Raw genomic sequence first — 24,712 nt, forward strand, 5'->3', positions numbered from 1 at the left:
CGCATTTTGTCATATTTATTAAGTGCAAAGCGGCGGGTAAGACTCTTTGCTTATAAGCAACAGGTGTTACTGTCAGTGACGCATTGCCGATAACTGTTATTTAAACCACCGCACCACGAGGAACCCGGCTTGTCACACTTACCGGTGATTGTCGGCATGGGCGGCATCAATCCCGCTGGCAGAACCTCGGGCCATCAGGCCTTCCGCCGGACCGTGCTTGATGCCCTCTCTGCTGACCAGCAACGCCAGACAATAGAGGGGCTGGCGGCACTGATGCGCCTGGCTTCGCCGTCTCCCCAGGGGTGGCACGACAGCGCAGGACAGCCCATCAAGGCCCCGGCTGATACGTTACGCGAATACGTTCTGAACCACACGCTGATTCGCCGCAATGAAGACCCGCGTTTCAGCGAGCCTGGGCTCCCAGCCAATCGCCATGTGAGCATGCAACTCGCTGAGCCGCTGCGTTTTCGGCTGCGCCGTCGACAGCTGCCTGAACAGCTACCCTACAGCTGGCAGGTTCAGGATATCGACCTGCGTACGGTTGAAGTCTGCGTGCCCGCAGGTGAGATGAATGCCCTGCTTCCCGATGCGCAGCCCCCAAAGGTGCGCGCGGCGGCTCAATTGCCTACCGGCTTCGACCCCGCCAGCCTTTACCGCAGCGTACATCACCCTCGCGGCTTGGCGATGTCAGTGTTTGGGGCCAGTGATTGCCTGGGCGCCAGCGGCCTTTCGTGGGAACACCTTCGCCAGCAGTTGAACCCGGACCATATTGCCGTTTATGCAGGTAATTCGATCGGTCAGCTAGACGAACTGGGCTGGGGAGGACTGCTGAAGAGCCTGGTCAGCGGACAGCGCGCCACCTCTAAGCAGATGCCGTTAGGCTATGGCCAGATGCCCGCCGACTTCTTGAACGCCTACGTGCTGGGCAGCGTTGGGGGCACCGGCGCCGCGCTGGGTGCCTGCGCGAGCTTTCTCTACAACCTGCGACTGGGTATCGACGATATTCGTGCCGGGCGACGCCGTGTGGTGATGGTCGGCACCGCCGATGCGCCGATCACCCCCGAGATTATCGAAGGCTTCCGGGCCATGGGCGCCCTGGCCGATGATGCCAGCCTCAAGGCGCTCGACACGCTGGAGCTGTTGACCGATGCAGATTACCAACGTGCCTGCCGCCCCTTTGCGCGCAACTGTGGTTTTACCATGGCCGAGGCCAGCCAGTTTGTGCTGTTGATGGACGATGCCTTGGCCCTTGAAGTCGGCGCCGATATTCTAGGCGCCGTGCCGGAGGTATTCGTCAACGCCGACGGCTACAAACGGTCTATTTCAGCTCCCGGTATTGGCAACTATATTACGCTTGGCAAGTCAGCATCGTTGATCCGCAACATGCTGGGCGACAACGCCTTGAGGTCACGCAGCTTCCTGCACGCTCATGGCACCAGCACACCCAAAAACCGCCTTACCGAATCCCACGTCTTTGATGAGATCGCCCGCGCCAACGGCATCGACGACTGGCCGGTGGTGGCGGTCAAAGCCTTTATCGGCCACTCCCAGGGTAGCGCGGCCGGCGATCAACTGGTCAGCGCACTGGGCAGCTTTGCCCACCAATTACTGCCCGGCATTCCCACCCTGGACGCCGTGGCTGACGATGTTTACGCCAACCGCCTGCGCTTCTCGTCAGTTGCCCAGCCGTTTAACGCCGATGCCGCCCTCATCAACGCCAAGGGATTCGGCGGTAATAACGCAACCGGCGTTGTGCTGTCTCCTGCGGTGACCGAACGCCTGTTAACGCAGCGCCATGGCGCCGCTGCCATCCAGGCTTGGAAAACACGCCGCGAAAGCGTTCGTGAGAATGCCGCCGCCTATCTGGCGCATGCCGACCAAGGCCATTACGCACCCCGCTATCAGTTTGGTGAAGCGGTACTTGAAGGACCCGAACTGGATATTCGGGCGGATCGCATCCATATTCCCGGATATGACCACGCGGTATCGCTGGAAAGCGATAACCCCTTCGGCCGCCTGGATGATGAGGAGCCAACGTCATGACGGATCAGCGCGTCAATATCGCCGTCTACCCGGGCACCTTCGACCCCATCACTCACGGCCATTACGATTTAATCGAGCGCGGCGCCCGCATGTTCGACAAGGTGGTAATTGCGATCGCCGCCAGTCCCGGCAAACACCCAACCCTGGATTTAGCCACCCGCATCGAGTTGGCTCAGGAGGTCTGTGCAGGGTTACCCAATGTGGGCGTCATCGGCTTTTCCAATCTGCTCACCAGCATGATGCACGAACAGGGCGCAACGATTATTCTGCGCGGACTGCGTGCCGTCTCCGACTTTGAGTACGAGCTTCAGCTCGCCAACATGAACCGCGCCCAGAACCCGGAGCTTGAGAGCGTTTTCCTCACGCCAGCAGTGGAAAACTCCTATATCTCCTCCACGATGGTGCGGGAAATTGCCAAGCTTGGCGGCGATGTATCACCGCTGGTTCATCCCAAGGTCGCAGAGACGTTGCGTAAGCACTACAATGGCTAAGACGCTAATGTTGAGCAAAACACTCGGGTAATCGCATTACCCGAGTGTGAACGCCATCCGTGAGGTATACCCATGGCCCTGATGATTACCGACGAGTGCATTAACTGCGACGTCTGTGAACCCGAATGCCCCAACGACGCCATCTCGCCTGGCGAAGAAATCTATGTAATCGATCCCAATCTGTGCACCGAATGCGTGGGTCACTTTGACGAACCCCAGTGCCAACAGGTTTGCCCGGTCGACTGCATTCCACTTGACCCGGAACGCCCCGAAACGCACGACCAACTGATGCACAAGTACCGTCTTATCACGGCTGCCTAGGCTAATCAGGTGCGTATATGGCAGCTAGCCTGGCCCATCATCATCTCCAACATCACGGTGCCGCTGCTTGGGCTGGTGGATACAGCCGTGGTCGGCCACCTGCCTGACTCCCGCTACCTGGCTGCCGTTACCCTGGGTGCCACCCTGTTCAGCTTCCTGTATTGGGGGTTTGGCTTTCTACGTATGGGCACTACGGGGCTAGTCGCCCAGGCAGTCGGCCGAGAAAGCGACAGCGATGTGCGCAACCTGCTTGGCCAATCGCTGATCATGGCCGTCGTTATCGGCAGTTTATTGATTGCCTTCGCATCGCCGATTATTGCCCTGGGACTATGGCTGCTAGATGGTAGCGAGGCCGCCACAGCCCTTGCGAGAAGCTACGCTGAAATACGTCTATGGTCGGCCCCGGCGGTTTTGGCCAATTACACCATTCTGGGCTGGTTCCTCGGCCAGCAGAACGCTCGCGTCACGCTGATGATCCTGGTGCTTACCAACAGCGTGAATATCGTCCTTGATGTGTGGTTCGTGATGGGCCTGGGCCTCACCAGCGATGGCGTGGCGTGGGCCAGCGTGATCGCCGACTATTCCGCCCTGGCATTCGGCGGTTTTCTCGTCTTGCGTCAGCTAGGCAAGCTCGAAGGGACGTTTCTGCGTAGCCGTCTGGGGGTTCTTTCTGCCTATGCGGCGTTGTTTAACGTCAACGCCAATCTTTTTATACGCACACTCGGACTTTTGTTTGCCATGGCATTTTTCACTGCCCAGGGTGCACGCCAGGGCGACACCATCCTCGCCGCCAATGCCGTACTCCTGCAGTTCATCATGCTTACCAGCTATGCCCTTGACGGCTTTGCCCACGCAGCGGAATCGCTGGTGGGGCGTGCCGTTGGCCGTGATGACTGGCCAGCGTTTGCCGACACGGTGCGGGCGGCGGCGCGATTTTCCTGGTGGACTGCCGCCGGCGCCGCACTCGTGTTCGCTGTGGGCGGCAATGGGTTGATTGCCATGCTCACCGGTCTTGAAGCAGTTCGCGCCACTGCCGCCACTTACTTACCCTGGATGGTCGTGATGCCACTGATCGCCGTGTGGAGCTACCTGCTGGACGGCGTGTTTATCGGCACGACATCCATCGCGGCCATGCGCAACAGCATCTTTATCGGCCTGGCGGCCTACCTGCCTACCTGGTGGCTAACCCAAGAACTTGGCAACCATGGTCTGTGGCTCGCCTTCATGGCATTTACCTGTGTACGCTCGGCTGTCTTGATAGGCTATTACCGTCACTACCGTCTTACTCGCTGGCGTTGATCAAGCACTTGTCAAACCTGCCTGTGAGGATGAAAAAACGGTCGTTGCCCAGTATATTAGCGGTGCACTTCCTAATAATGAAAAAGTGAGCCTGCCATGTTGAAAATGATATCCAAACCGGCGGTGAAGATGGTCGAACGCTATCTTCCCGATCCATACATCTTTGTACTGCTGCTGACCCTGATTGCCGCTGTCGCGGCGATTGCCATCGAGCGTCAGACGCCACTGGCTGTCCTGCGTTTCTGGGGCGACGGCTTCTGGGGCTTATTGACCTTCTCCATGCAGATGCTGCTGGTACTGGTCACCGGCTTCATGCTGGCCAGCTCTCCCCCGGTCAAACGACTACTGCAACGCCTCGCCAGTACGGCGAAAAGCCCCGGTGGCGCGATTATTCTGGTCACCCTGGTATCGCTTACAGCAAGCTGGATTAACTGGGGCTTCGGCCTGGTGGTAGGCGCGCTGTTTGCCAAGGAACTGGCTCGCCTGGTGCGTGTCGATTACCGACTACTGGTCGCCAGCGCCTACTCCGGCTTTGTGGTCTGGCACGGTGGGCTGGCGGGTTCAATTCCGCTCACCATTGCCACCGAGGGCCACTTTGCCGCTGACGATATCGGCATTATCGGCACCGGCTCAACGGTATTTGCGTTCTTTAACCTGGCCATTGTGGCGTGCCTGTTCATCTCCATTCCGCTGGTCAACCGGCTGATGCTGCCGGACGAAAAAGACAGCGTCTATGTAGACACCAAGCTGCTGGACGATGAGCCAGAGACCAAAGGCCGTATTACCCGCCCGGCTGAAAAGCTGGAAAACAGCACCTCATTGGCCTGGCTGGTAGGTATTCCAGGACTGTTGTTCCTGGCCGATCATTTCCTGCTGCGCGGGGGCGGCTTGAACCTCAACGTGGTGAACTTTCTTTTCCTGTTTCTGGCGATTGTTCTTCACCGCACACCGCGCAACCTGCTCAACAGCCTGCACGAAGCCATTAAAGGTGGCGCTGGCATTGTCATCCAGTTCCCCTTCTATGCCGGCATTATGGCCATCATGGTCGAGTCCGGCCTGGCACAGAGCATGTCCGAATGGCTGATCTCGTTTGCCACTGAAACGTCACTACCCTTCTGGTCGTTCATCAGCGCGGGGATCGTCAACCTGTTTGTGCCTTCAGGCGGTGGTCAGTGGGCTGTTCAGGCACCGGTCATGCTGCCCGCGGCGGAAGCCCTGGGGGCGGACATTTCACGCATTGCCATGGCGGTTGCCTGGGGTGATGCCTGGACCAACCTCCTGCAGCCATTCTGGGCCTTGCCGGTTCTGGCGATTGCGGGCCTGAAAGCCAAGGATATTATGGGCTTTTGCCTGGTTCAGCTGTTTATTACCGGTGCCATCATCTCGGTTGGCCTTGTCTGGTTTTAAGCTCAGGCAATGCGTCTGCGCCTGCCATGAAGGCAGGCGCTTTACATTGATCTCAATAGACGAGTAGAGCCCATGTCGGATACCCCTATGACCGCCCTGCCCGGTCAGCATGAATTGTCCATGACTGTCTTAATGACGCCTGACATGGCGAATTTCAGTGGCAAAGTTCACGGTGGTGCGATTCTCAAAAAACTCGACGAGGTTGCCTACGCCTGCGCCAGCCGCTATTCCGGCCATTACGTAGTCACCCTGTCGGTCGATCAGGTGCTTTTCAAGCAACCCATTCACGTTGGTGAACTGGTCACCTTTTTGGCCAGCGTCAATCACGTAGGGCGTTCGTCGATGGAAATTGGCATCAAGGTGGTGGCGGAAGATATCCGCAATAAACTGATCCGCCATACCAATAGCTGCTATCTCAGTATGGTGGCGGTAGACGCCGACGGAAAACCCGCTAAAGTTCCGCCACTTGCCTTGGCAACGCCATTGCAGCAGCTACGCTTTGAGAAAGCCGCCCTGCGCAAAAAAATGCGCAAACAAGCCGAGCATCAAGAACAGCTGGCCCAACAGCAGCATCAATCACAAACGCCGACTTGATCCGTCTTGCCGACGCCCGCCAACTAAGCCAAAGGAGCTGCCATGCCTGCCAGGGAGCGCTATCCCCATCTTCCCAAGGGCGTTGAGTACGCACACATTGGCTGGGACTTTTTCATTCTTGCGGCCGTGGTGATCAACCTCGGTTTGTTGTTGTTCGATTCACTATTTTTACTTGCTCCGATCAACCAGACGATAGAGGCGATATCGCCGAGCTTTCATGGCGCCTACGCGACCACCATTCATAGCCGCTTCATTACCATCGACCTGTTTTTTGTCAGCATTTTTATCGCTGACGTGTTGCTGGGCTGGGCCGTGGCGATTGCCGAGCGCCGTTACCACCGCTGGTTTTTCTACCCCTTTGTACACTGGTACGACGTCCTTGGTTGCATCCCGCTGAGCGGGCTGCGCTGGTTGCGCATTCTGCGGGTTATCTCGCTGCTTTACCGGCTGCACCGCCTGCGTCTTATCAACGTCGAGGGTTGGTGGATCTATAAGTTCTTCGGCAAGTATTACGATATCTTGCTGGAAGAGCTCTCCGACCGTATCGCCCTGCGGTTGCTTGGGAATGTTCAACAGCAAATACGCTCAAGCGACTCATTGACCGAACAGGTCATAGACCGTGTCGTCATGCCTCGCAAACAGCAACTCATCCAGGAAATTGCCCAGCGGCTTGAGACGTCTGTGGGCACTGCCTACCAGCACAACCGACACGCCATCATGGCGGCGATCAGCGAGTTGGTCAGCCGTACGCTGCGTGAAAGTCCCGAAATCCAGCGACTACGCCGCCTGCCCATGGGAGAGACTGCCACCAGCGCCATGGAAGCATCGTTAAGCGGCGTTGCCCAACGGCTGGTGGATGAAGTCGCCCTGTCGATTCACTCCCCCGAGTTTCAACGGCTCGTTGAAGGCGCGGCGGAAAATGGCTTTGATAGCTGGCTGACCCCAGACGAAGGCAGTGACCGGGTCACCGAACAGGTGGTGTACGACGTCCTGGAATTACTCAAAGAACAGGTCAACCGCCAGCGCTGGAAGGACCGCTACGACTAGCTGACAGACAAAAAACCGATGACACTGAAGGATCAATGCGGGCTAACCGCAGCTTAGCTTTTCGATCACGTCATTATCGTCGAGGTGGATATTCAGCCGCCCCGGGCGATGGTCCAGGGTGGCAGCCTCCTCTGGCCGCAACACGCGAACTTGTTGAGCACCGCTTTGTTGCGCCAGCGCGTCGCTTGAGGTGCCATCTATCGGCGCTCCCAAGGCAAATTGAATATCTTCCAGACGGCAGGCTGTCCTTTCATCATCGGTGGTGTGAGCGCTACCAACCTGCGGCGGCGGGGGCGCACTCGGGACATCATCACCCGCGCCGGGGGTCTGGGCACAGGCCGCCAAGAAGAGAGATAAAAGTGTTAAAACACTAAGCTGCCAACCTCGCCAACACATCATCCTTGAGACTCCTGTTACATGAAAAATGCGTTTATAACGCAGCGGACCGACGCTAAACGTCGGTCCGCCTGGTACCACTTTGCTTAGCTTGCCGCGTCCTGAACGGCTTCACCGCCCTCTTCTATATCCTGGCCTGCGCCACTGAGGGTATTGCAGCCCGCCAGTACGCCTGCCGACATTAAAAGAATAAAGCTCATTGCCAGTAGTTTTTTCATGAGTGTTCTCCTTAACAAATTCAATCACTATCGGGATACTTCAACTCAATACGTATGAGCCAAAAGCACTTTCAGGGTAACAGCCTTTTCAGTATGGCGCCTACTTTGAAAGCCATACCTTTTACTACCCGATGAGGATCACCGTAATGACAACCTTTGCACTTGATGAGCGCCTGGCCAAGGATACGCTGCTACTGTCAGACTTGCCGCTCTGCCGCGCTTTGTTAATGCTCGACGCGCGCTATCCCTGGGTAGTACTGGTGCCCAGGCGTGCTGCGCTGAGCGAGGTGTTTGAACTGACGACCGACGACCAGCAACAGCTCTGGCGGGAGGCAGGCCAGTTGGGCCAGGTGATGAAGACCGCCTTTAACGGCGACAAGCTCAATATCGCCACGCTGGGTAACGTGGTCAGCCAATTGCATGTGCATGTAGTGATTCGCCACCACGACGACGAGGCCTGGCCAGCGCCCGTTTGGGGGTATGGCAGGGCCGAGCCATACACGCCCAACAAACAGCAAACCATGCAAGCACGTCTTTCGGCGCTGATTGAAACGCTGGACTTACGCTAACCACCGGTGAGCGGGTTGCCTGACCGAGACGGCGGCTCGCCTAACACCGGGTCCCCCACCGGCTGTGCGACACCGGCCGCCCAGAGCGAAACGCCCAGCGTGACAATCACGATGCCCCCCGCAAGGGCCACCCAACCCGCTGCCCGCTGAACGCGGTGGTGAGCGGCCCCCTGACGCGCCAGACGACGCTGCGCCCAGCCTCGCGCCACAACACTGGCCAGCGCAAGCATCGATACGGTGAGCCCAGTGCCCAACGACATGGCGGCAACAGCGGCCACCCCCACCGCAAACTGACCCAACAAGCCTGCTGCGCCTAGCATCAGCACCGCCCCGCTGCACGGGCGCATGCCAATCGCACCGACGGTCATCAGCGCGGTGCGCCAATCAAGCGATTGCTGCGGGCCAATATGGTGCCCCCCGCAGCATGCATGGTCGTGGTCGTGGTCGTGGTCGTGGTCGTGGTCGTGGTCGTTCACAGCATAGGCTCGGCGCAGTTGGCCAACAGCCCGCCAGCAAAGCCATACCCCCAGGGTCGCCACCAGAAGAAAACTGGCGTATTCCACCCATACGACGCTGCCCATCGCCTGGCGCGTTACCCAGCCGAGGCCGTAGACCAGGATGGCCACCAACACGATGGCCGTTAGCCCCTGGAGCAGCGCTGCGGCAAACGAAAGCCCCAGGGCACGCCCCACGGCACCACCGTGAGACATCAAGAATGTTGCCAGCACCGCCTTACCATGCCCTGGCCCGGCGGCATGAAACACGCCGTAGCCAAAACTTACCCCCAGCAGTGTTGCCCAGGTTGCCACCGCTGACTGCTCTGAAAGCGCCGTCAGCGCAAGGGTAAGGTCCCGGTGCAACTCACGCTGCCAGCCGAGCAAGGTGTAACTCATTGACGCTAACCCGCCCTGCCACACGACAAGGCTTGCGACGGCAACTCCCAGGGCTAAAAGGCATAGCAACCCTAAAGGTAAACGCCGAGACATCATGGACACACCACCTGACCCGTTTCAGCAAAATAGCGCCCTAACCCCGGCTCGCCGCTTTCATCGGCATCCAGGCGTGACGCTTCCATGATCTTCTCGGGATCCGGGTCAGCGGGCATGATGGTGAGCTCGCACTCGGGCATATCACGCAGCACAAGGGCATTGTCGCTTGGCTCGTCACCTTCCGCTTTATGCACCACCTCAAGGTAATACGTCGGGTCATACACTTGATACGTGAGCGTGCTGCCGCTTAATGCTGGCGTGGATGCGAACGGCAGGATAAAAATAAACGTCAGTCGATTATCGCGTCGCATGGCGGTGTATTCGCTAACCTCTTTAAGCGGCAGGCGCTCACCGTCTATCCGCGCTTCGGTAAAGTAGCCTTGGCTGGCGAGATTGTTGCGTATTTCGCCACCTAACTGATCAAGCCCCTCGTCGAGCGTCGCCCCATCGACACGTTGCAGCTCGTCGAATACCACCAGGCTATAGAACGGATCCATTTGCCAGGTTTGGTGCAGGCCCGTTACCCGTCCCTGGTCATCGGTGAGCACACGGACGCTGATATCTATCCATCCGTGGGGATGCGCCATGGCGCTCGCGCTTGCCAACAGGCTCAACGCACCTATAAAGCCGACCCAGCGGGGTGCCAGCCAGCGGAGCAAATACGTCATGGTACCAACCCCAGGCGGCTTTGGAGCGCCACCAACCATGGATCCAGACGGTTCGGCGGTAACGACTGCCCACCACGCCACGCCGAAACGCTCACATGGCTGTCTCTGCCTACCTCACTCACCTCGAGCACTAGCCGGTAACCTGGCCAGCGTGTCAACACGCCTTCGGCACGCCCAAGCGATAAATCGGCGTGGCGCAGGACATAGCCTTGCTCGACCATCAGGCTAACTGCCGCGCGAAAGGTGTCTTCAGCCGGGGCCTGATAGACCAGTTCGCGTGGCTCCGGCGGCGGTGTCGTCGCGCAGCCGCTGAGCATTAACAGCAAGCCAGCCGCGGCCCAATGAATCACTCTCATGGTGCGCTGTCTCCTGTGGCCGTATACGCGTCCAGGGCAGTTTGGAATCGCGCGCAAAAATCGTCGGTACTGGCGCTACGCCCCGTGCGCAAACTGCCATACTGATCAAACCGGCGGATATCGCGTGACACTCGCACGTGATGGTTATCCCAAAGCAGCGATACCCGTTCTACTTCGGTGGGCAACTGGCCAAACCCACCACCCAAACCAACTCCCAAATGCGACCGGCTGCCAACGCCCATCCCGCCGAACACGCTCAGCGACATTCGTGAGCTGAAATGCGGCGAGGCGTAAAGGTCTGACGCACCATGTAGCTCACGCTCTCGACTGGCGCTTAAAAAACCTAACCGGGTATCGCTTGCGTCCAGACTGAAGCCCCATTCAGTCAGCACATCGACACTGGCAGTCAAGGTTGAAGGCGCCTCGCTTGGAAAGTAGCACGCCGGGGAAGGCAGGGGGTCCGCATTGGGCAGCGATGACGGTACCGCCTGACAGCCGCCAAGGGCGAGCAGGCATATGAAACTGAACGGCATCCACTTCATAACCACTCCTTGGGTTGACGGATGGTGCTGGTTTGCTTCGGCATGGCGCGCTAAGCTCATTCTACAGACCATGATCATTGAAAAGGGTGCCCATGCATATCCTGTTTTGCCCTGATAGTTTTAAAGACGCACTCAGCGCAGAAGAAGCGGCTCATGCCATGGCCCGGGGCGCCGCAAGGGCGGACCCTGACCTGCATCCGCTGATCTGCCCATTGGCTGACGGTGGCGAAGGCAGCCTCGATGCCCTGATCGCGGCAACCGGGGCCGAGCGTCGTCAACAAACGGTGCTGGATGCTCTGGGCCGCCCGAGCCAGGCCTATTGGGGCTGGCTTGCCGAGCAGCGTACCGCGTTTATTGAACTGGCAGAAGCCAGTGGCCTGCAACCACTTACCCAGAACGAGCGCGATGCGCGTTATACGTCTACCTATGGCGTGGGCCAGCTGTTTCTCGCAGCACTGGACCACGGTGCAGAGAAGGCGCTACTGCTATTAGGCGGTAGCGCGACCAACGATGGGGGTGCTGGCATGCTCCAGGCACTGGGGGCTCGCCTGCTCGATGGCCAAGGACAAGCGCTGCCCCCAGGCGGAGCAGCGCTTGCCGACCTTGCGGCGCTATCGTTAGAGGAGCTGGACCCTCGGCTTGGCAAACTGGCCATTGATGCCGCGGTGGATGTCGATAACCCGCTGCTGGGCGAGCACGGCGCCAGCGCCGTCTTCGGACCACAGAAAGGCGCGACACCCGCTCATGTTCAGCAACTTGACCAAGCGCTCAGCCATTTCGCCGACATTGCGGCCGATACATTGGGCCGTGATGACCGCGACCTGCCCGGAGCGGGTGCGGCGGGCGGCATGGGCTTTGCGGCGCACGCATTCCTCGGCGCCACGCTGAAACCGGGCATCGACATGCTCATGCAGCAGGCCGGGGTTGATACCTTGCTCGCCCAGGCCGACCTGGTAATTACCGGAGAGGGACGTCTGGACGGCCAAAGCCTTTCCGGCAAGACACCCATCGGCGTTGCTCGAGCGGCCGCGAGGCATCAGGTGCCGGTGGTTGTCTTGGCCGGCAGTCTGGGCGATGGCTGGCAGGCCTGTTTGCAGGAAGGCGTGACCGCCGCCTTTGCGCTTGCGGATGGCCCGATGGCGTTAAGCGACGCATTGCCCAGAACGGCTGAGCTGCTTGAAGCACGTTGCGAAAACCTGGTTCGGCTTTGGCAGTCGGCCCGCCCTTGAAAAACGACGGCCTCGTCTGCATTTATTGGTTATAGATTGATAGGTAATGGGCTAGCGCTATGGCGGCAATGCAAAAAACCTGCTTTGCAACGCTAGTCCGCCCTCTTAACCTAATCACCAACATTTGTCGCCGCGCAGCGGTGCCCATCAAGGAGTCTAGATATGTCCGATACCAACAGCATCGGTCTTCACGAAGGCAGCGCCAGCCAGTTGGCAGAAAAACTCAATCACCTGCTCGCCAACTATCAGATCTTTTATATGAACGTTCGTGGCTATCACTGGAACGTCAAAGGTAACGACTTTTTCGAGCTGCACGCCAAGTTTGAAGAATTTTACACAGACTTGCTGACGAAAGTGGATGAAGTTGCCGAGCGTATCCTCACACTGGGCCACAAACCTGTCCACGCCTACAGTGACTACATCAAGCTCTCGCGTATCGAGGAAGACAAAGACGTCCATGACGGCACCGCCTGCGTCAATGGCGTACTGCGCGGCTATCAAGCGCTAATCGAATTGCAGCGTGAGTTGCTGTCCATCGCGTCAGATGCTGACGATGAAGGCACCGCATCGCAGGCAAGCGATTACATTCGCGAGCAGGAAAAAACCGTCTGGATGCTGAACGCCTACCTCAGTAAATAAGCGTTTCAGAAGCCGGTCGTCGAATGAAAACGGCACCCATCGGGTGCCGTTTTTGGGTTCAGGGGTTATGCGCCAGGTCTTCCACCAGCGTTTTCAGCAAGCGCCAGAACTCGTCCACCGTTGCCAGCTCCACGCGCTCATCCGGCGAGTGCGCACCGCGAATCGTGGGGCCAAAAGACAACATATCGAGATGTGGGTATTTACTGCCCAGAATACCGCATTCAAGCCCCGCATGAATTACCTTGACTGCTGGCTGTTTCCCTAACAGCGACTGGTGGCAGGCGTTAAAGCGCTTGAGCAGATCACCGTTGGGGTTGGGTACCCAGCCCGGGTAGCCGTGCTCGACGTTAACTCGTGCCCCGATCAGTTCAAACAGTGCTTTAAAGCGGTCCGCCATCGCCGTGACGGCGCTGTCGTGTAGCGAGCGCACCAGTGCACATAGGTGAAAGCGCCCTTTATCGAGGCTCACCACCCCCAGGTTGTTGGACGTTTCAACCACACCGGGCACATCGGCACTCATCCGCTCGACGCCACAGGGGGCTGCATGCAACGCGGCCACCAGCATCGTGCTGGCATCCAGTGTCAGCGGTTCAACATTTCTACTTGGGCTTAGAGGCTCGGCAACCAGCCGCATACCCTCATCACCACTGCCCAGTTCGCGCTGCAGCGTTTGCGTCAATTCGCTAACAATAGCCAGCGCCTCTTGCTGCTCGTCAACGGGCAGGGCGATATCGGCAAAGGCTTCGCGAGGGATCGCATTGCGCAGTGTGCCACCCTGATAGTTAAGCAACCGGGCATCGACATGCTCGAGGGAGCGCAGCACGCGTACCAACAGGCGGTTGGCGTTACCTAGCGGCTTATGAATATCCATCCCCGAATGGCCGCCCTTTAATCCCGTCAGCGACAGTCTGAGCAGGCACTCATTGTCCCTGAGTGCAGCACTAGGTAGTTGGGCATTAACGACCACATCGGCCCCACCCGCGCAGCCAATAAACACCTCGCCATGATCCTCGCTGTCGAGATTCAGCAGGCGCTCTCCTTCCAGCCAGTTTTCGGCCAGATGCAGGGCACCGCCCATTGAGGTTTCTTCCTCAAGGGTAAACAAGGCTTCCAGAGGGCCATGGGTAAGCGCGGGATCTTCAAGCAGCGCTAAAATCGCGGCCACCCCAAGGCCATTATCAGCCCCGAGGGTCGTGCCCTCGGCATGCAGCCAACCGTCAGCGACATAGGTCGCGATCGGGTCACGCTGGAAATCATGCGCGTGCCCGGCATTGGCTTGAGCCACCATGTCCAGATGACCCTGCAAGATGAGCCCTGGGACGTGTTCATAACCCGGGGTGGCCGGCTTGCGCAGGCGCAGGTTGCCAAAGGCATCACGGTCATGGGCCATGCCTTGTGTCGCTGCCCAGGCTTCCAGCAACTCAACAAGCTGGGCCTCATGGCCGGATGGGCGAGGCGTATTACACAGCGTACGAAAGTGCTGCCACACGAGTGTGGGGGTCAGCGCATCAAGATGTTCGTTCATGGAAACTCTTTATCATGGATAACCGGCTTACTTTAACGGTCCCGGGCAGCGGGGGGAAGCGGTTGCTGAGCCCAAAGGGTTCGCACCGCCTCGCGTAGCGCTTGCACAGACACGCTCGGCGCATCGTCAAGCGGCTGATTCTGGAACGCCCAGGCGGCCAGTTGCTGGTGCGCTGATTGACCCGCTGCCGACAGCGGCCAGCGACTCGCTTCGCGGGCCAGTGCCTGCAAGGACGACCGGGCAAGCGCGGGAGCTCGATGTGCTGTCGCCACATCGTCGATATCCTGCCACTCAACCTCAGTTAATGGCTGCTCGGGCAGTTCGTTAATCACCAGGCTCACCACCTCAGCGGGCAAGCGCGCCAATTCAAATGCCAACAAGTTGGGCAGCAGGGAGATAAATCGTCCGGAAAGGGCATCCAGCACTTTTTCACCTGCTGGAGTCAGGGCGCTTGCCACCATAATGGCGAACTCACCGCTTGACGGTTCACGAGTAACGCCCAGGCGCACCGTTCTAAACCCTTCGGCACGCCAGAAACGCAGCAGCCCTGCATCGGCCCCAAAGGTCGCGCCATACAGCATGGCGCCCTGACCGACGGCTTGTTGCCGATCATCGCTCAACAGCCTGCCCCCCACTCCCTGACGACGCCAGTCAGGGTGGCAGGCAATGCGAACCACCCGCCGCCAACACGCTGTCAACGCATCCCGGCAGCCCGAATGTGCCGCCAGTGATTGAGCCATTAAATGCCCCTGGGGGCGGCGTTCTCCGCGCGCCACCTGATCAGCAAGGTCCACCGCAAAGCCTCCTTCTTCACGGGTGACCAGCACCGCCTGCGGCCGCTGCCGATGGCCGATAACGCGCAGGCGCATACCGGGGCCATCCAGCAACTGGCGCAAGTCGCTGGGGGTCGTGCGATAGTGAGACTGCACCAGCAGACCAAATAGTGGGGCAAGAGCCTCCTCGTCCAGGACAAGTTCATCTCTGGAGACCTCATAGGAAGCAGCGGGTAGCGCTAATGCTTCTTTAGCGGTGGGCAGCGGCGCGTTCAATAGCAACAAACGATTGAGCGTTTCTTCAAGCGGATCCGCCGCCTGCCAACGAACCGGTGTATCAAGGGTGAGTGCCTTCCAGTCCGGTGTCTTCACATTCAGCACTTGACGAAAACGCAGCGCAAACCCGCGCCCGGAACCTTCGTAGCCGTGGACGGTGGTGGCAAACGCAAGTCTGGGAAAGGCGGCCAGCCATTGTGCTAACAGCGCTGGCGGCAGTGCTGCGGCCTCATCGACCATCAGGTAGCTGCCGTCGCCACCCAGCTTACCTGCTGTCACGTGTTCGCCAAGCGCATCGGGCGCAACGAACAAAAGTTCAGCGCCGTTGGTGAATATAAATCGCTCTGGGGTGGTTCGATTGCCATCAGGGCATAGCGCTGCCACACGCTCAAACACAGCTTCCACGGCGGCCAGGCGTGGGGCGGTGACAATCACTCTCGAGGTTTTTTGCTGCTGTAGCAGTCGAACACAGGCAATGCCCAGCGCGGCGCTTTTACCACGACCTCGGTCGGCGGTGATGACCAGCGGCCGCCTGCGTTTGAGACCAACCAGTGCCCTGACGGCAGTGGCCTGATCCAGCGTGATGCAGTCGGTATCCTCGGGCTTTTGCATTATAGGCGGCGTGGCCACAAGACGCCCCAGTCGAGGCAGCGCTCCGGGTAACCAGCGGATGATCTGTTCTGACGTTTTCAACTGAGCGGCCAACCGTGCCAGGTAGCGCGCTGTCAGGTCGTTCCACTGCCAAGGGGAGTCAGCGATGCGCGCGTAGTCCGGGTCGGGCTCCCGGCCCCAGTCGGTGGGCGTGATCAACACCAGCAGCCCACCCGCTGTCAGGGTCCCGCCAATGGCGCCTAGCGCATCAGGATTGAAGCCACCTGCGTGATCATGGGCATTGACCACCACCAGTTGATGCTCGGCACCGAGCCGATTAGGGGCCTGATTGGCTTTCATTGCGGGTTGAACAGGCGCGGCCTTGCCTATCCATAATGGGGAACGCCATGCCCGCGACTTCCATAACGCAACTGCTAGCGCTTCACATTGCCTGGCACCGCCTTGCAGCCAGACAAGCTGACGCCAACGCCGCCTTTCCAACTGTCTTGCCCGTTGAACCAATAGCGTGATCGACCGTGACGCTACCGCTTCGCCGGTTGGTAACGACGACATAACATCTCCTCGACGGGATAGACAGCTTACAACTTTGGTTGCATCACCGAGACCCTTTCAACGTTTTTCACACTTAGACCCTGTTGCCCGAACAATCCAACAACAAACTAACCACATGATTTATATATAAATAAAAAACATCTTCACCCTGCTTGCCAGCCATCAACCTAGCACAGCACGGATGTTGCATTGCAACGGCCAGAATGTGCTAATTTAAGCATGCAGGGTAATTCATTCCTTTACGTAAACGTAATGCATGCCAACTGCACTAACTGCATCCAAATCCCCTAATAAATCTAACGGCGACCAACAGGATCCAACATGAAAAAAACTGCCAAGTTTGCCATCACAAGCCTCGCTGCTGGTGTTGCATTAGCAGCCATCTCTTCGACCGCTCATGCCCAGCAAGAGTGGACCATGACCACGACATGGCCAGACAACCTGGATCTAATTAAAATTGATCAGCATTGGGTCGAGTTGGTCAACCAGTTGGCGGGCGACGAGCTGCAGATCAACTTCCGCGCCGGCGGCACGCTGATGCCGGGCACCGAGGTGTTTGACGCCACCGAAACCGGCGCCATCCAGGCCTCGGGCGACTGGCCAGGCTACTGGGCAGGCCGCAGCCCGGCGTTTTCGCCGCTAGCCACAACCACCAGCCTGTTCAACGGCGTTGACTACCTCAACTGGATTCAGCAGTGGGGTGGCTGGGACCTCTATCAAGAAGTATATGGCAACTACAACATGGTGTATCTGCCTTACGGGATCACCAATAACGAATCCGGCTTCATGGGCAACACGCCCATCGAAAGTATCGCCGATCTTGAAGGCAAGCGCCTGCGCCTGTCAGGCCGCGATCAGGGCCGCGTCCTTGAAGAGCTGGGTGGCTCACAGGTCACGCTGGCCGGTGGTGAAGTTTACCAGGCGATCGAGCGCGGCGTGATCGATGCGGGTGAATTCTCGACACCAGGCGTCGACTATAACGCTGGCTTCTCTGAAGTAGCCGATTACTGGTCGACACCTGGCTGGCACCAATCGGCCAGTGTCTTCGGTGTAATGATCAACAAAGATGCGTGGGATGAGCTTTCCGAGGAAACCCAGGAGACGCTGAAAATTGCTGCCGACGCGACAATGGCGTGGTCACTGGCATGGTCAGAGCGCCAATCCACCGAGGCAACAGTGAAATTCCAGGAAGATGGCGTCGAAATCAGCACCCTTTCGGCCGAAGACCTTGCCACCATCCAAGATGCGACTAACGAAGTGATTCTGCGCGGCGCATGTGAAGACCCGATGCATGCAAAAGTTTATCACTCCATGATCAGCTATATGGAGCACTACGCGAACTGGCGTGACATCACCGTGCCGTTCAACATGAGCCGCTCCATCGACAACCTGCCATCGCTCGAAGAAATCGAAGCCTGCATGTAATTGATTGTCGATAGCCGCCCCGATACCACCGTCGGGGCGGTTTTTACGTCAAGTGCCTATACTTTAGAAGCGGGAGATGTCCCATGCATGCGATCGCAAAAGCCATTGACAGGTTCAATGAGCTCTTTGGGCGAATTGTTGCGCCTCTTATCGCGGTTATCACACTGATTGTGCTGTATGACATCGCGATGCGTTTTTTCCTTGGACGCCCAAGCGACTGGGCCTTTGACGTGACAAAAATGCTCTTCGGCGCCCATTTTATGCTGATGGCCGCCTATGGACTTCGTCACCATGCTCACGTGGAAGTCGACGTATTAAAACGCCTTTTATCCCGAAAAAAACAGGCAGCACTGGAACTCGCCGGCTACGCCATCTTTTTTGTACCATTTATCTGGCTGCTGTTAACCCAAGGCTGGGCCTTCTTCGAGCGCTCCATTAGCCGTGGCGAGACCACTTACGGCATGGTGGCCCTGCCGGTTTATCCTGTAAAAGGCGTGATTGTCCTGGCAGCGGTTTTGATATTGCTGCAGGCCATTGCCATCGTGCTGCGCGCTATTATCCAACTGCGTGAGGAGAACCACGCATGAGTGCAGAATTACTGACTCTGGTGATGTTTGGCGGCCTGTTAGTCGGCCTGTTCATGGGGCATCCGTTAGCGTTTGTGCTGGGGGGCGTGGCCGTCATTGGTGCCTTTTTGGGCCCGGGCGCCAACACCCTTGGCATTATTATCAATAACGTCTATGGCAACGCCATGGATAACTACGTCCTCGTCGCCATTCCGCTGTTTATCCTGATGGCGCGGTTTTTGAACGACTCAGGCGTGACCGAGAAAATGTTCGATGTCATGCGTTTATTACTCGCCAACCTGCGCGGCGGGTTAGCCCTGACGGTGGTCGTGGTCTCGGTGTTGCTCGCTGCCACAACAGGTATTGTCGGTGCTTCCATTGCCGTGATGGGTATGATTGCCCTGGTACCGATGCTCAAGTATGGCTACAACAAAGAACTGAGTGCCGGTGTCATCATGGCCAGCGGCTGCCTGGGGATATTGATTCCGCCCAGCATCATGTTGATCCTGATGGCGAGCTATTCCCCCGTATCGGTGGGTGCGCTATTTGCCGGAGCGCTGGTACCCGGCCTGCTACTCGGCGTCATGTATGCGCTTTACGTGCTGATTATCTGCTATGTAAAACCCTCATATGGCCCGAAGGTGCCAGCAGCGGAACGCGCCGAAGTCAGCACTCGGCAGCTTATGGTCATGCTTGCGAAGTATGTCGTTCCGCCGATGTCATTGATTTTGGGCGTATTGGGGGCTCTGTTTACCGGTATTGCAACGGCCACCGAAGCGTCCGCCATCGGGGTTTTCATCGCCTTCATCCTGTTCATGATTTTCGGCGACCGCAAACTCTCCACCTGCTACAGCACGATGATCGAAGCGGGCAAAACCACCACCATGGTAATGCTGGTACTGGTAGGCGCCACGGCGTTTACCGGCGTGTTTTCGATTGGTGGCGGTATGGAGGTTATCAGCGAGGTCGTCCTGTCCATGCCAGGTGGTACGTTCGGCGCTCTGCTGCTGATGCTCTTTCTGGTATTCATCTTGGGAATGTTCCTGGACTGGACAGGAATCGTGCTACTCAGCTTCCCCATCATGCTACCGATTGTCGAGACGATGGGCATCGATGTGCTGTGGTTTGTGGTAATGGTCGCCGTTGTGCTCCAGACCTCCTTCCTTACCCCCCCATTCGGCTATGCCCTGTTTTATCTCAAAGGGGTGGCACCGCCTGGGGTAGAGATTGTTGACCTCTACAAAGCGGTTATTCCGTTTGTGGCGCTCATTCTCTTCGCGTGCGCACTGATGGCTTTCTTCCCCGTCCTGATTACCGGCTTACCCAGCTTATTGGTCGGTTGATCTTCATCATCCTTCAAGTCGTTCAGCCCGGCATAAAGCCGGGCTTTTTTTGAACAGCACGTCACAAGAAGCCAAGTGGCTGCAGCTGTCGACGGCCGATGGTACTATTCCTCGCCGTGCGCACCCTATGTCGCTGCGATATCCGTTTGCTTTTGCAAGGAGTCTTCTCGTGTCCCGCTCCACTTCTGGTGAGTCAGCCGCACAGCGGCCCAGTCCTCAGCGAAAACTGAACCTCTGGTCGGCAGTACTCATCGGCGTCGCGTTAGTGGTGGCGCTGCCTGTCATCGTGGTATTTGCACATATTGCACTGCCGACCGATGGCGTATGGCAACACCTCGCCAGTACCGTGCTACCGCGCTACCTGAACAATACCTTCTGGCTTGTCGTCTGGGTGGGAGTCGGCACCCTGATCATCGGCACGGGAAGCGCCTGGCTGGTCGTCATGTGCCGCTTTCCGGGCAAGCGGTTATTCGAGTGGGCATTACTTCTTCCCCTGGCTGTGCCTACCTATGTCATCGCCTACGCCTATACCGACTTCCTACAATTTGCAGGCCCCTTTCAGAGCGCCCTGCGTGACATGTTCGGCTGGGAACACGGCGACTATTTTTTCCCTGACGTTCGCTCGCTAGGCGGTGCTGCCACCCTTATCACCATGGTGCTTTATCCCTATGTTTACCTACTGGCCCGGGCTTCCTTTCTAGAGCAGTCGGTCTGCGTTCTCGACGTTGGCCGTACTCTGGGTCGCGGCCCCTGGCGCCTGTTTTTCAGCATTGCGGTTCCGCTAGCACGCCCGGCGCTGGTAGGCGGCGTATCATTGGTACTGATGGAGACCCTCAATGAGTTTGGCGCGGTCCAGTTTTTTGGGGTCGATACTTTCACGACGGGCATATATCGAACCTGGTTTGGCATGGGCGAGCCCGTCGCCGCCGCCCAGTTGGCTGCCTGCCTGCTCAGTTTTGTGATTGTACTGGTGTTACTTGAGCGCTGGTCCCGCGGCAAGCGGCGCTACTTCCACACCACAAACCGGTATCAGCAATTGCCTGAATATGCGCTTCATGGATGGCGGGCAGCCGCCGCCACTGGGGCATGCGCCATTCCGATCATTGTCGGATTTCTACTGCCCAGCGGCATTCTGCTCGATTTGGCGCTGACGCAAGGCGATTCTCTGTGGGGATCGCGCTTTCTTGGCTTTGCGTGGAATAGTCTAAGCCTGTCGGCGCTAGCGGCCATCATCGCCGTCGGTACGGCGGTACTGCTTAGCTATGGCGTTCGGGTACACGACACAGCGCTTGCGCGCTTTACAACACGTATTTCGGCGATGGGCTATGCCATTCCCGGTTCGGTAGTGGCAGTAGGGATTCTGATCCCCTTTGCCTGGCTGGATAACATCATCAATACGGGCTTGCAGGCGTATAACGGCCAGATCATTGGCCTGATCTTCAGCGGCTCGGCCTTTATTCTGCTCTACGCCTACGTCGTGCGCTTTCTAGCCGTTTCCTTCAATGCCGTAGAAGCCAGTCTCGGCAAGGTCACTCCCAGCATGGATGCGGCCTCTCGAACCCTGGGGCAAACGGCGGGCGGCACTTTGCGCTACGTGCACACGCCCTTGATGCGCAGCAGCTTGCTTGCGGCGGGCATTCTGGTATTTGTCGATGTCATGAAAGAGCTTCCCGCGACGATTATACTGCGGCCGTTCAATTTCGATACGCTTGCCGTCAGAGCGCATAACCTGGCATCTGATGAGCGCCTGGCTGAAGCCTCCACTTCATCATTGGCGATCGTGATGGTCGGCATTCTGCCGGTGATACTTCTGAGTATGGCCATGCGTCGTTCACGCCCTGGGGCATAGCCGTAACCGCCAAGAATGTCGTTAACTGTCCTCAGACGCGTGCGGAAACACGAATACCTGAGACAAATCCAAATGAATATCGATCGGTTGGCCTTCAGCAGGCAGAAAAACCCCGGGCACCCTGGCATGCAAGTGGGCTTCCTGGCCGTCGTCTGCATGGGCACAAAGATGCAACAGACTACTGCGGCCGAGTAACTTCGCCATCACGATATGACTATGTGCATGGGAATTAGCCGGCAGGTCGCGCTCGATGACACGCAAGGCTTCCGGGCGAATCATCACTTGCACGGCCGTCCCATCAGCAATGCCTTCAGCCGGCACCCACCCCACAGGCGTTGTAACGTGCCCTTCTTCAACCACGCCTTCGATCTCATTGACCTCACCAAAAAACGTCACCACGAATGGATCCTTGGGTGAACAGTAGAGCTCTCTCGGCGTGCCTGTTTGTACAATACGCCCATCGCGCATCAGTGCAATACGATCCGCCATGAACATGGCTTCTTCAGGGTCATGGGTAACCAGTAAGGTCGCAGCTCCGACCTTTTTTAAAACGTGTAGCGTATCGTCCCGTATCCGATCCCTCAGCCTCGCATCCAGGCTTGAAAAAGGCTCATCCAACAGCATCAGCCTCGGCTCAGGCGCCAACGCCCGGGCAAGCGCCACACGCTGCTGCTGACCGCCCGACAGCATATGCGGATAGGTTGACGCATAGCTCGCCATCCCCAGCTGAGATAACAGCTCCTCGGCACGCTCACGCCTGGCACTGGCCGACAAGTGCTTCAGGCCAAAGGTGACATTTTCCAGCACGGACAGATGAGGGAATAGCGCCGAGTCCTGGAATGCCAGCCCCACGTTACGCTTTTCTGGCGGCACGTGACGCAGTCCCGGCGCGGCAATTTGTTCATCTTGCAGGCTGACGCTGCCTTCTTGCAGCATTTCCAAGCCCGCTGCAATTCGCAGCAAGGTGGTCTTGCCACAGCCGGAAGGGCCCAGCAGGCAGACCACTTCTCCCGGCGCCACGGTAAGATCCACACCCTTTACAACGGTATTCTGGTCAAAAGCGTGTTGCACCTGATGCATCGCTAGCGCCGTTTCATTAAGCGCTTTTTGCGCCGCCTTCATTGTTGCTGTCATTGCATCACCGTTCTATTCCCGGTTGCCTGACCAACAGACAACCATATAATACGTTTGAAAGTAATTAACATTCTATTTTCTATTTATCCTATATGCACCCTTCAACGGTAAGTCATCTTGACGTTAACGCTGCAAAAAGCTGTAATAATCAAGTTAATAATACAACTTATTATCATTAGCAATATAAGGATTATCGCCGATGAAAACTGCACGTTTCGCCGCACCTATCGCGTTTGCTCTCGCCAGCTCTGCCTTCGCAAGCCATGCACTGGCGGATGAGCTTAATATCTACTCTGCTCGTCACTACGATTCTGACGAGCGACTTTACGATGCTTTCACAGAAGAAACGGGTATTGAAGTCAATATCCTGGAAGGTGATTCCGATCAGTTGATCGAACGCATCCAGCGCGAAGGTGTTGCCAGCCCTGCCGACATCATGATGACGGTTGATGCTGGCAGGCTGTGGCGCGCTGAACAGGAGGGGATTTTCCAGGGAATCGAATCCGATGTGCTAGCTGAACGCCTACCTGAATCCATGCGTCACCCTGAAGGGCTGTGGTTCGGATTTAGCCAGCGTGCACGGGCGATCTTCTATAACCGTGAGAACGTGGATCCCGGTGACATCACGCGTTACGAAGACCTTGCCAGCGACGACCTGGGGTATAGCATCTGCATTCGTTCGTCCAACAACATCTACAACCAGTCCTTGCTCGCTTCGATGATTGAGCATCACGGTGAGGAAGGCGCTGAAGAGTGGGCTCAAGGCGTTGTCGATAACATGGCACGTGACCCAGAAGGCGGTGATACAGATCAGATCCTTGGCGCCGCCAGCGGCGAGTGCGATCTAGCCGTCGCCAACCACTATTATTACGTTCGCCTGTTGAAATCGGACGATGAAGCGGATCGCGAGGCTGCACGCAACGTCGGTATCATCTTCCCCAATCAAGATGATCGAGGCGCTCACGTCAATGTCGGCGGTGCCGGTGTTGTTGAGGGTGCTCCTAACCGCGAAAACGCGGTGGCATTCCTTGAGTTCCTGGCATCCGATACGGCTCAGGAAATCTTCGCGTCGGGTAACAATGAATTTCCCGTCGTGAATAACGTCAAGCGTGACCCTGTCCTCGAATCATGGGGCAACTTCAAAAAGGATGATGTAAATATCAGCATTCTGGGAGAAAACAATCCCGAAGCGATTCGCATCTTTGATCGGGTCGAATGGCGTTAATACCCAGCGTTAACCATGCAAAAAGCCCCACGGTCGACCGTGGGGCTTTTTTTGTCACTGCATTACAGCCGCTTACTCTTCAGCAGCCTCTTCCATTTCGTCACCGGCCTCTTCAATTTCATCACCAGCTTCTTCCATGGTTTCATCAATATTTTCGCCCGCCTCTTCTGCAGGGCCTTGATCATCGCCACAGGCGGTCAGACCGACGGCGAGAAATGCTAATAAAAGCGCCACACCAATAGCTTTGAATCCTTTATCCATCACCATGCTCCTTCTATCACGGTAGTTAAACAGTTAAACGCCGTTTCATATTAGGTGCTACACATAAATCACGCCAATAAATGGCACATACAAACAAAAAACCCAGCCGATTGGCTGGGTTTTCTGCAGTATAGGTGCCTGACGATGATCGGGGCGGCCTTCCGCCGGTCGGCGCTCCGATACGCTTCATGGGGAGACCCCTAAACAAAAAACCCAGCCGATTGGCTGGGTTTTCTGCGGTATAGGTGCCTGACGATGACCTACTCTCGCATGGGGAGACCCCACACTACCATCGGCGCGAAGCGGTTTCACTGCTGAGTTCGGCAAGGGATCAGGTGGTTCACGCTTGCTATGGTCCTCAGG

General features: G+C 57.5%; 25 protein-coding genes and 1 rRNA gene. 15 read left to right on the forward strand and 11 right to left on the reverse strand.

Annotation, left to right across the window (positions count from 1 at the left end; translation table 11 throughout):
* Positions 1 to 156 precede the first annotated feature (156 nt).
* From IT895_RS15560 to IT895_RS15590, 7 genes are all read left to right on the forward strand, one after another.
* Positions 157 to 2,043, forward strand: coding sequence for a beta-ketoacyl synthase (locus IT895_RS15560; RefSeq protein WP_199285507.1), 1,887 nt, complete (start codon positions 157 to 159; stop codon positions 2,041 to 2,043).
* Positions 2,040 to 2,534, forward strand: coding sequence for a pantetheine-phosphate adenylyltransferase (gene coaD / locus IT895_RS15565; RefSeq protein ID WP_085917040.1), 495 nt, complete (start codon positions 2,040 to 2,042; stop codon positions 2,532 to 2,534). Before IT895_RS15560 ends, coaD begins: the two co-directional genes overlap by 4 nt.
* A 72-nt stretch (positions 2,535 to 2,606) precedes the next feature.
* Positions 2,607 to 2,855 (forward strand): YfhL family 4Fe-4S dicluster ferredoxin, encoded by a 249-nt coding sequence (locus IT895_RS15570; protein WP_085917039.1) that lies wholly within the window; start codon positions 2,607 to 2,609, stop codon positions 2,853 to 2,855.
* A gap of 9 nt (positions 2,856 to 2,864) precedes the next feature.
* A complete protein-coding gene (locus IT895_RS15575; RefSeq protein WP_085917038.1) occupies positions 2,865 to 4,154 on the forward strand; it encodes an MATE family efflux transporter in 1,290 nt (429 codons plus the stop codon).
* Positions 4,155 to 4,250: 96 nt separating this feature from the next.
* A complete protein-coding gene (locus IT895_RS15580) occupies positions 4,251 to 5,561 on the forward strand; it encodes a short-chain fatty acid transporter (protein WP_085917037.1) in 1,311 nt (436 codons plus the stop codon).
* A 72-nt stretch (positions 5,562 to 5,633) separates the two neighbouring features.
* Complete coding sequence (locus IT895_RS15585) at positions 5,634 to 6,155, forward strand: acyl-CoA thioesterase (RefSeq protein ID WP_199283987.1); 522 nt, start codon at positions 5,634 to 5,636, stop codon at positions 6,153 to 6,155.
* 42 nt (positions 6,156 to 6,197) lie between these two features.
* A complete protein-coding gene (locus IT895_RS15590; RefSeq protein ID WP_085917035.1) occupies positions 6,198 to 7,202 on the forward strand; it encodes a hypothetical protein in 1,005 nt (334 codons plus the stop codon).
* A 42-nt stretch (positions 7,203 to 7,244) separates the two neighbouring features.
* Here the strand turns inward: IT895_RS15590 and IT895_RS15595 are convergent, their stop codons facing one another.
* The gene (locus IT895_RS15595; protein ID WP_085917034.1) at positions 7,245 to 7,601 is read right to left on the reverse strand and encodes an I78 family peptidase inhibitor; all 357 of its coding nucleotides are present in this window, start codon (positions 7,599 to 7,601) and stop codon (positions 7,245 to 7,247) included.
* 83 nt (positions 7,602 to 7,684) lie between these two features.
* The gene (locus IT895_RS15600; protein ID WP_085917033.1) at positions 7,685 to 7,816 is read right to left on the reverse strand and encodes an entericidin A/B family lipoprotein; all 132 of its coding nucleotides are present in this window, start codon (positions 7,814 to 7,816) and stop codon (positions 7,685 to 7,687) included.
* 146 nt (positions 7,817 to 7,962) lie between these two features.
* Here IT895_RS15600 and IT895_RS15605 point away from each other — a divergent pair, with 146 nt between their 5' ends.
* Positions 7,963 to 8,385 carry an HIT domain-containing protein gene (locus IT895_RS15605; protein WP_199283988.1) on the forward strand — a complete coding sequence of 141 codons (423 nt, stop codon included), beginning with the start codon at positions 7,963 to 7,965 and terminating at the stop codon, positions 8,383 to 8,385.
* Here IT895_RS15605 and IT895_RS15610 read toward each other — a convergent pair.
* From IT895_RS15610 to IT895_RS15625, 4 genes are read right to left on the reverse strand one after another with little or no spacing between them, the layout of a single operon-like run.
* Entirely contained in the window at positions 8,382 to 9,374 is a 993-nt protein-coding gene (locus IT895_RS15610; protein WP_199283989.1) for a nickel/cobalt transporter, read from the reverse strand. The genes IT895_RS15605 and IT895_RS15610 overlap by 4 nt on opposite strands.
* Positions 9,371 to 10,042: a DUF1007 family protein gene (locus IT895_RS15615; protein ID WP_199283990.1), complete on the reverse strand. Its 672-nt coding sequence runs from the start codon at positions 10,040 to 10,042 to the stop codon at positions 9,371 to 9,373. Before IT895_RS15615 ends, IT895_RS15610 begins: the two co-directional genes overlap by 4 nt.
* A complete protein-coding gene (locus IT895_RS15620) occupies positions 10,039 to 10,398 on the reverse strand; it encodes a hypothetical protein (protein WP_199283991.1) in 360 nt (119 codons plus the stop codon). The genes IT895_RS15615 and IT895_RS15620 overlap by 4 nt, the downstream gene beginning before the upstream one ends.
* On the reverse strand, positions 10,395 to 10,940 hold the full coding sequence (locus IT895_RS15625) for a hypothetical protein (RefSeq protein ID WP_199283992.1): 546 nt from the start codon (positions 10,938 to 10,940) through the stop codon (positions 10,395 to 10,397). The genes IT895_RS15620 and IT895_RS15625 overlap by 4 nt, the downstream gene beginning before the upstream one ends.
* A gap of 92 nt (positions 10,941 to 11,032) precedes the next feature.
* Between IT895_RS15625 and IT895_RS15630 the strand changes: the two genes are divergently transcribed.
* Positions 11,033 to 12,169, forward strand: coding sequence for a glycerate kinase (locus IT895_RS15630; RefSeq protein WP_199283993.1), 1,137 nt, complete (start codon positions 11,033 to 11,035; stop codon positions 12,167 to 12,169).
* Positions 12,170 to 12,331: 162 nt separating this feature from the next.
* Positions 12,332 to 12,808, forward strand: coding sequence for a Dps family protein (locus IT895_RS15635; protein ID WP_085917026.1), 477 nt, complete (start codon positions 12,332 to 12,334; stop codon positions 12,806 to 12,808).
* 58 nt (positions 12,809 to 12,866) lie between these two features.
* Here the strand turns inward: IT895_RS15635 and IT895_RS15640 are convergent, their stop codons facing one another.
* A complete protein-coding gene (locus IT895_RS15640; RefSeq protein ID WP_085917025.1) occupies positions 12,867 to 14,333 on the reverse strand; it encodes an aminoacyl-histidine dipeptidase in 1,467 nt (488 codons plus the stop codon).
* 32 nt (positions 14,334 to 14,365) lie between these two features.
* Positions 14,366 to 16,546: a tRNA(Met) cytidine acetyltransferase TmcA gene (locus tag IT895_RS15645; RefSeq protein WP_199283994.1), complete on the reverse strand. Its 2,181-nt coding sequence runs from the start codon at positions 16,544 to 16,546 to the stop codon at positions 14,366 to 14,368.
* A 321-nt stretch (positions 16,547 to 16,867) separates the two neighbouring features.
* On the opposite strand from IT895_RS15645, the gene dctP reads away from it, so the two are divergent.
* The 4 genes from dctP to IT895_RS15665 all read left to right on the forward strand — a co-directional run bounded on the left by dctP (position 16,868) and on the right by IT895_RS15665 (position 21,729).
* Positions 16,868 to 17,971 (forward strand): TRAP transporter substrate-binding protein DctP, encoded by a 1,104-nt coding sequence (dctP, locus tag IT895_RS15650; RefSeq protein WP_066318211.1) that lies wholly within the window; start codon positions 16,868 to 16,870, stop codon positions 17,969 to 17,971.
* A gap of 83 nt (positions 17,972 to 18,054) precedes the next feature.
* Positions 18,055 to 18,558: a TRAP transporter small permease subunit gene (locus IT895_RS15655; protein WP_085917023.1), complete on the forward strand. Its 504-nt coding sequence runs from the start codon at positions 18,055 to 18,057 to the stop codon at positions 18,556 to 18,558.
* On the forward strand, positions 18,555 to 19,880 hold the full coding sequence (locus tag IT895_RS15660) for a TRAP transporter large permease (protein ID WP_085917022.1): 1,326 nt from the start codon (positions 18,555 to 18,557) through the stop codon (positions 19,878 to 19,880). The genes IT895_RS15655 and IT895_RS15660 overlap by 4 nt, the downstream gene beginning before the upstream one ends.
* A 226-nt stretch (positions 19,881 to 20,106) precedes the next feature.
* Positions 20,107 to 21,729, forward strand: a complete 1,623-nt coding sequence (locus IT895_RS15665; protein ID WP_233337435.1) for an ABC transporter permease — start codon at positions 20,107 to 20,109, stop codon at positions 21,727 to 21,729.
* Positions 21,730 to 21,750: 21 nt separating this feature from the next.
* Here the strand turns inward: IT895_RS15665 and IT895_RS15670 are convergent, their stop codons facing one another.
* The gene (locus IT895_RS15670) at positions 21,751 to 22,863 is read right to left on the reverse strand and encodes an ABC transporter ATP-binding protein (protein ID WP_199283996.1); all 1,113 of its coding nucleotides are present in this window, start codon (positions 22,861 to 22,863) and stop codon (positions 21,751 to 21,753) included.
* A 199-nt stretch (positions 22,864 to 23,062) separates the two neighbouring features.
* On the opposite strand from IT895_RS15670, the gene IT895_RS15675 reads away from it, so the two are divergent.
* Entirely contained in the window at positions 23,063 to 24,088 is a 1,026-nt protein-coding gene (locus IT895_RS15675) for a Fe(3+) ABC transporter substrate-binding protein (RefSeq protein ID WP_085917019.1), read from the forward strand.
* 72 nt (positions 24,089 to 24,160) lie between these two features.
* Here the strand turns inward: IT895_RS15675 and IT895_RS15680 are convergent, their stop codons facing one another.
* A complete protein-coding gene (locus IT895_RS15680; RefSeq protein WP_085917018.1) occupies positions 24,161 to 24,349 on the reverse strand; it encodes a hypothetical protein in 189 nt (62 codons plus the stop codon).
* Positions 24,350 to 24,596: 247 nt separating this feature from the next.
* A 5S ribosomal RNA gene (gene rrf / locus IT895_RS15685) occupies positions 24,597 to 24,712 on the reverse strand.

It is taken from the genome of Halomonas sp. A40-4 (genome assembly GCF_015767635.1).
Taxonomy (GTDB): Bacteria; Pseudomonadota; Gammaproteobacteria; order Pseudomonadales; family Halomonadaceae; genus Vreelandella; species Vreelandella janggokensis.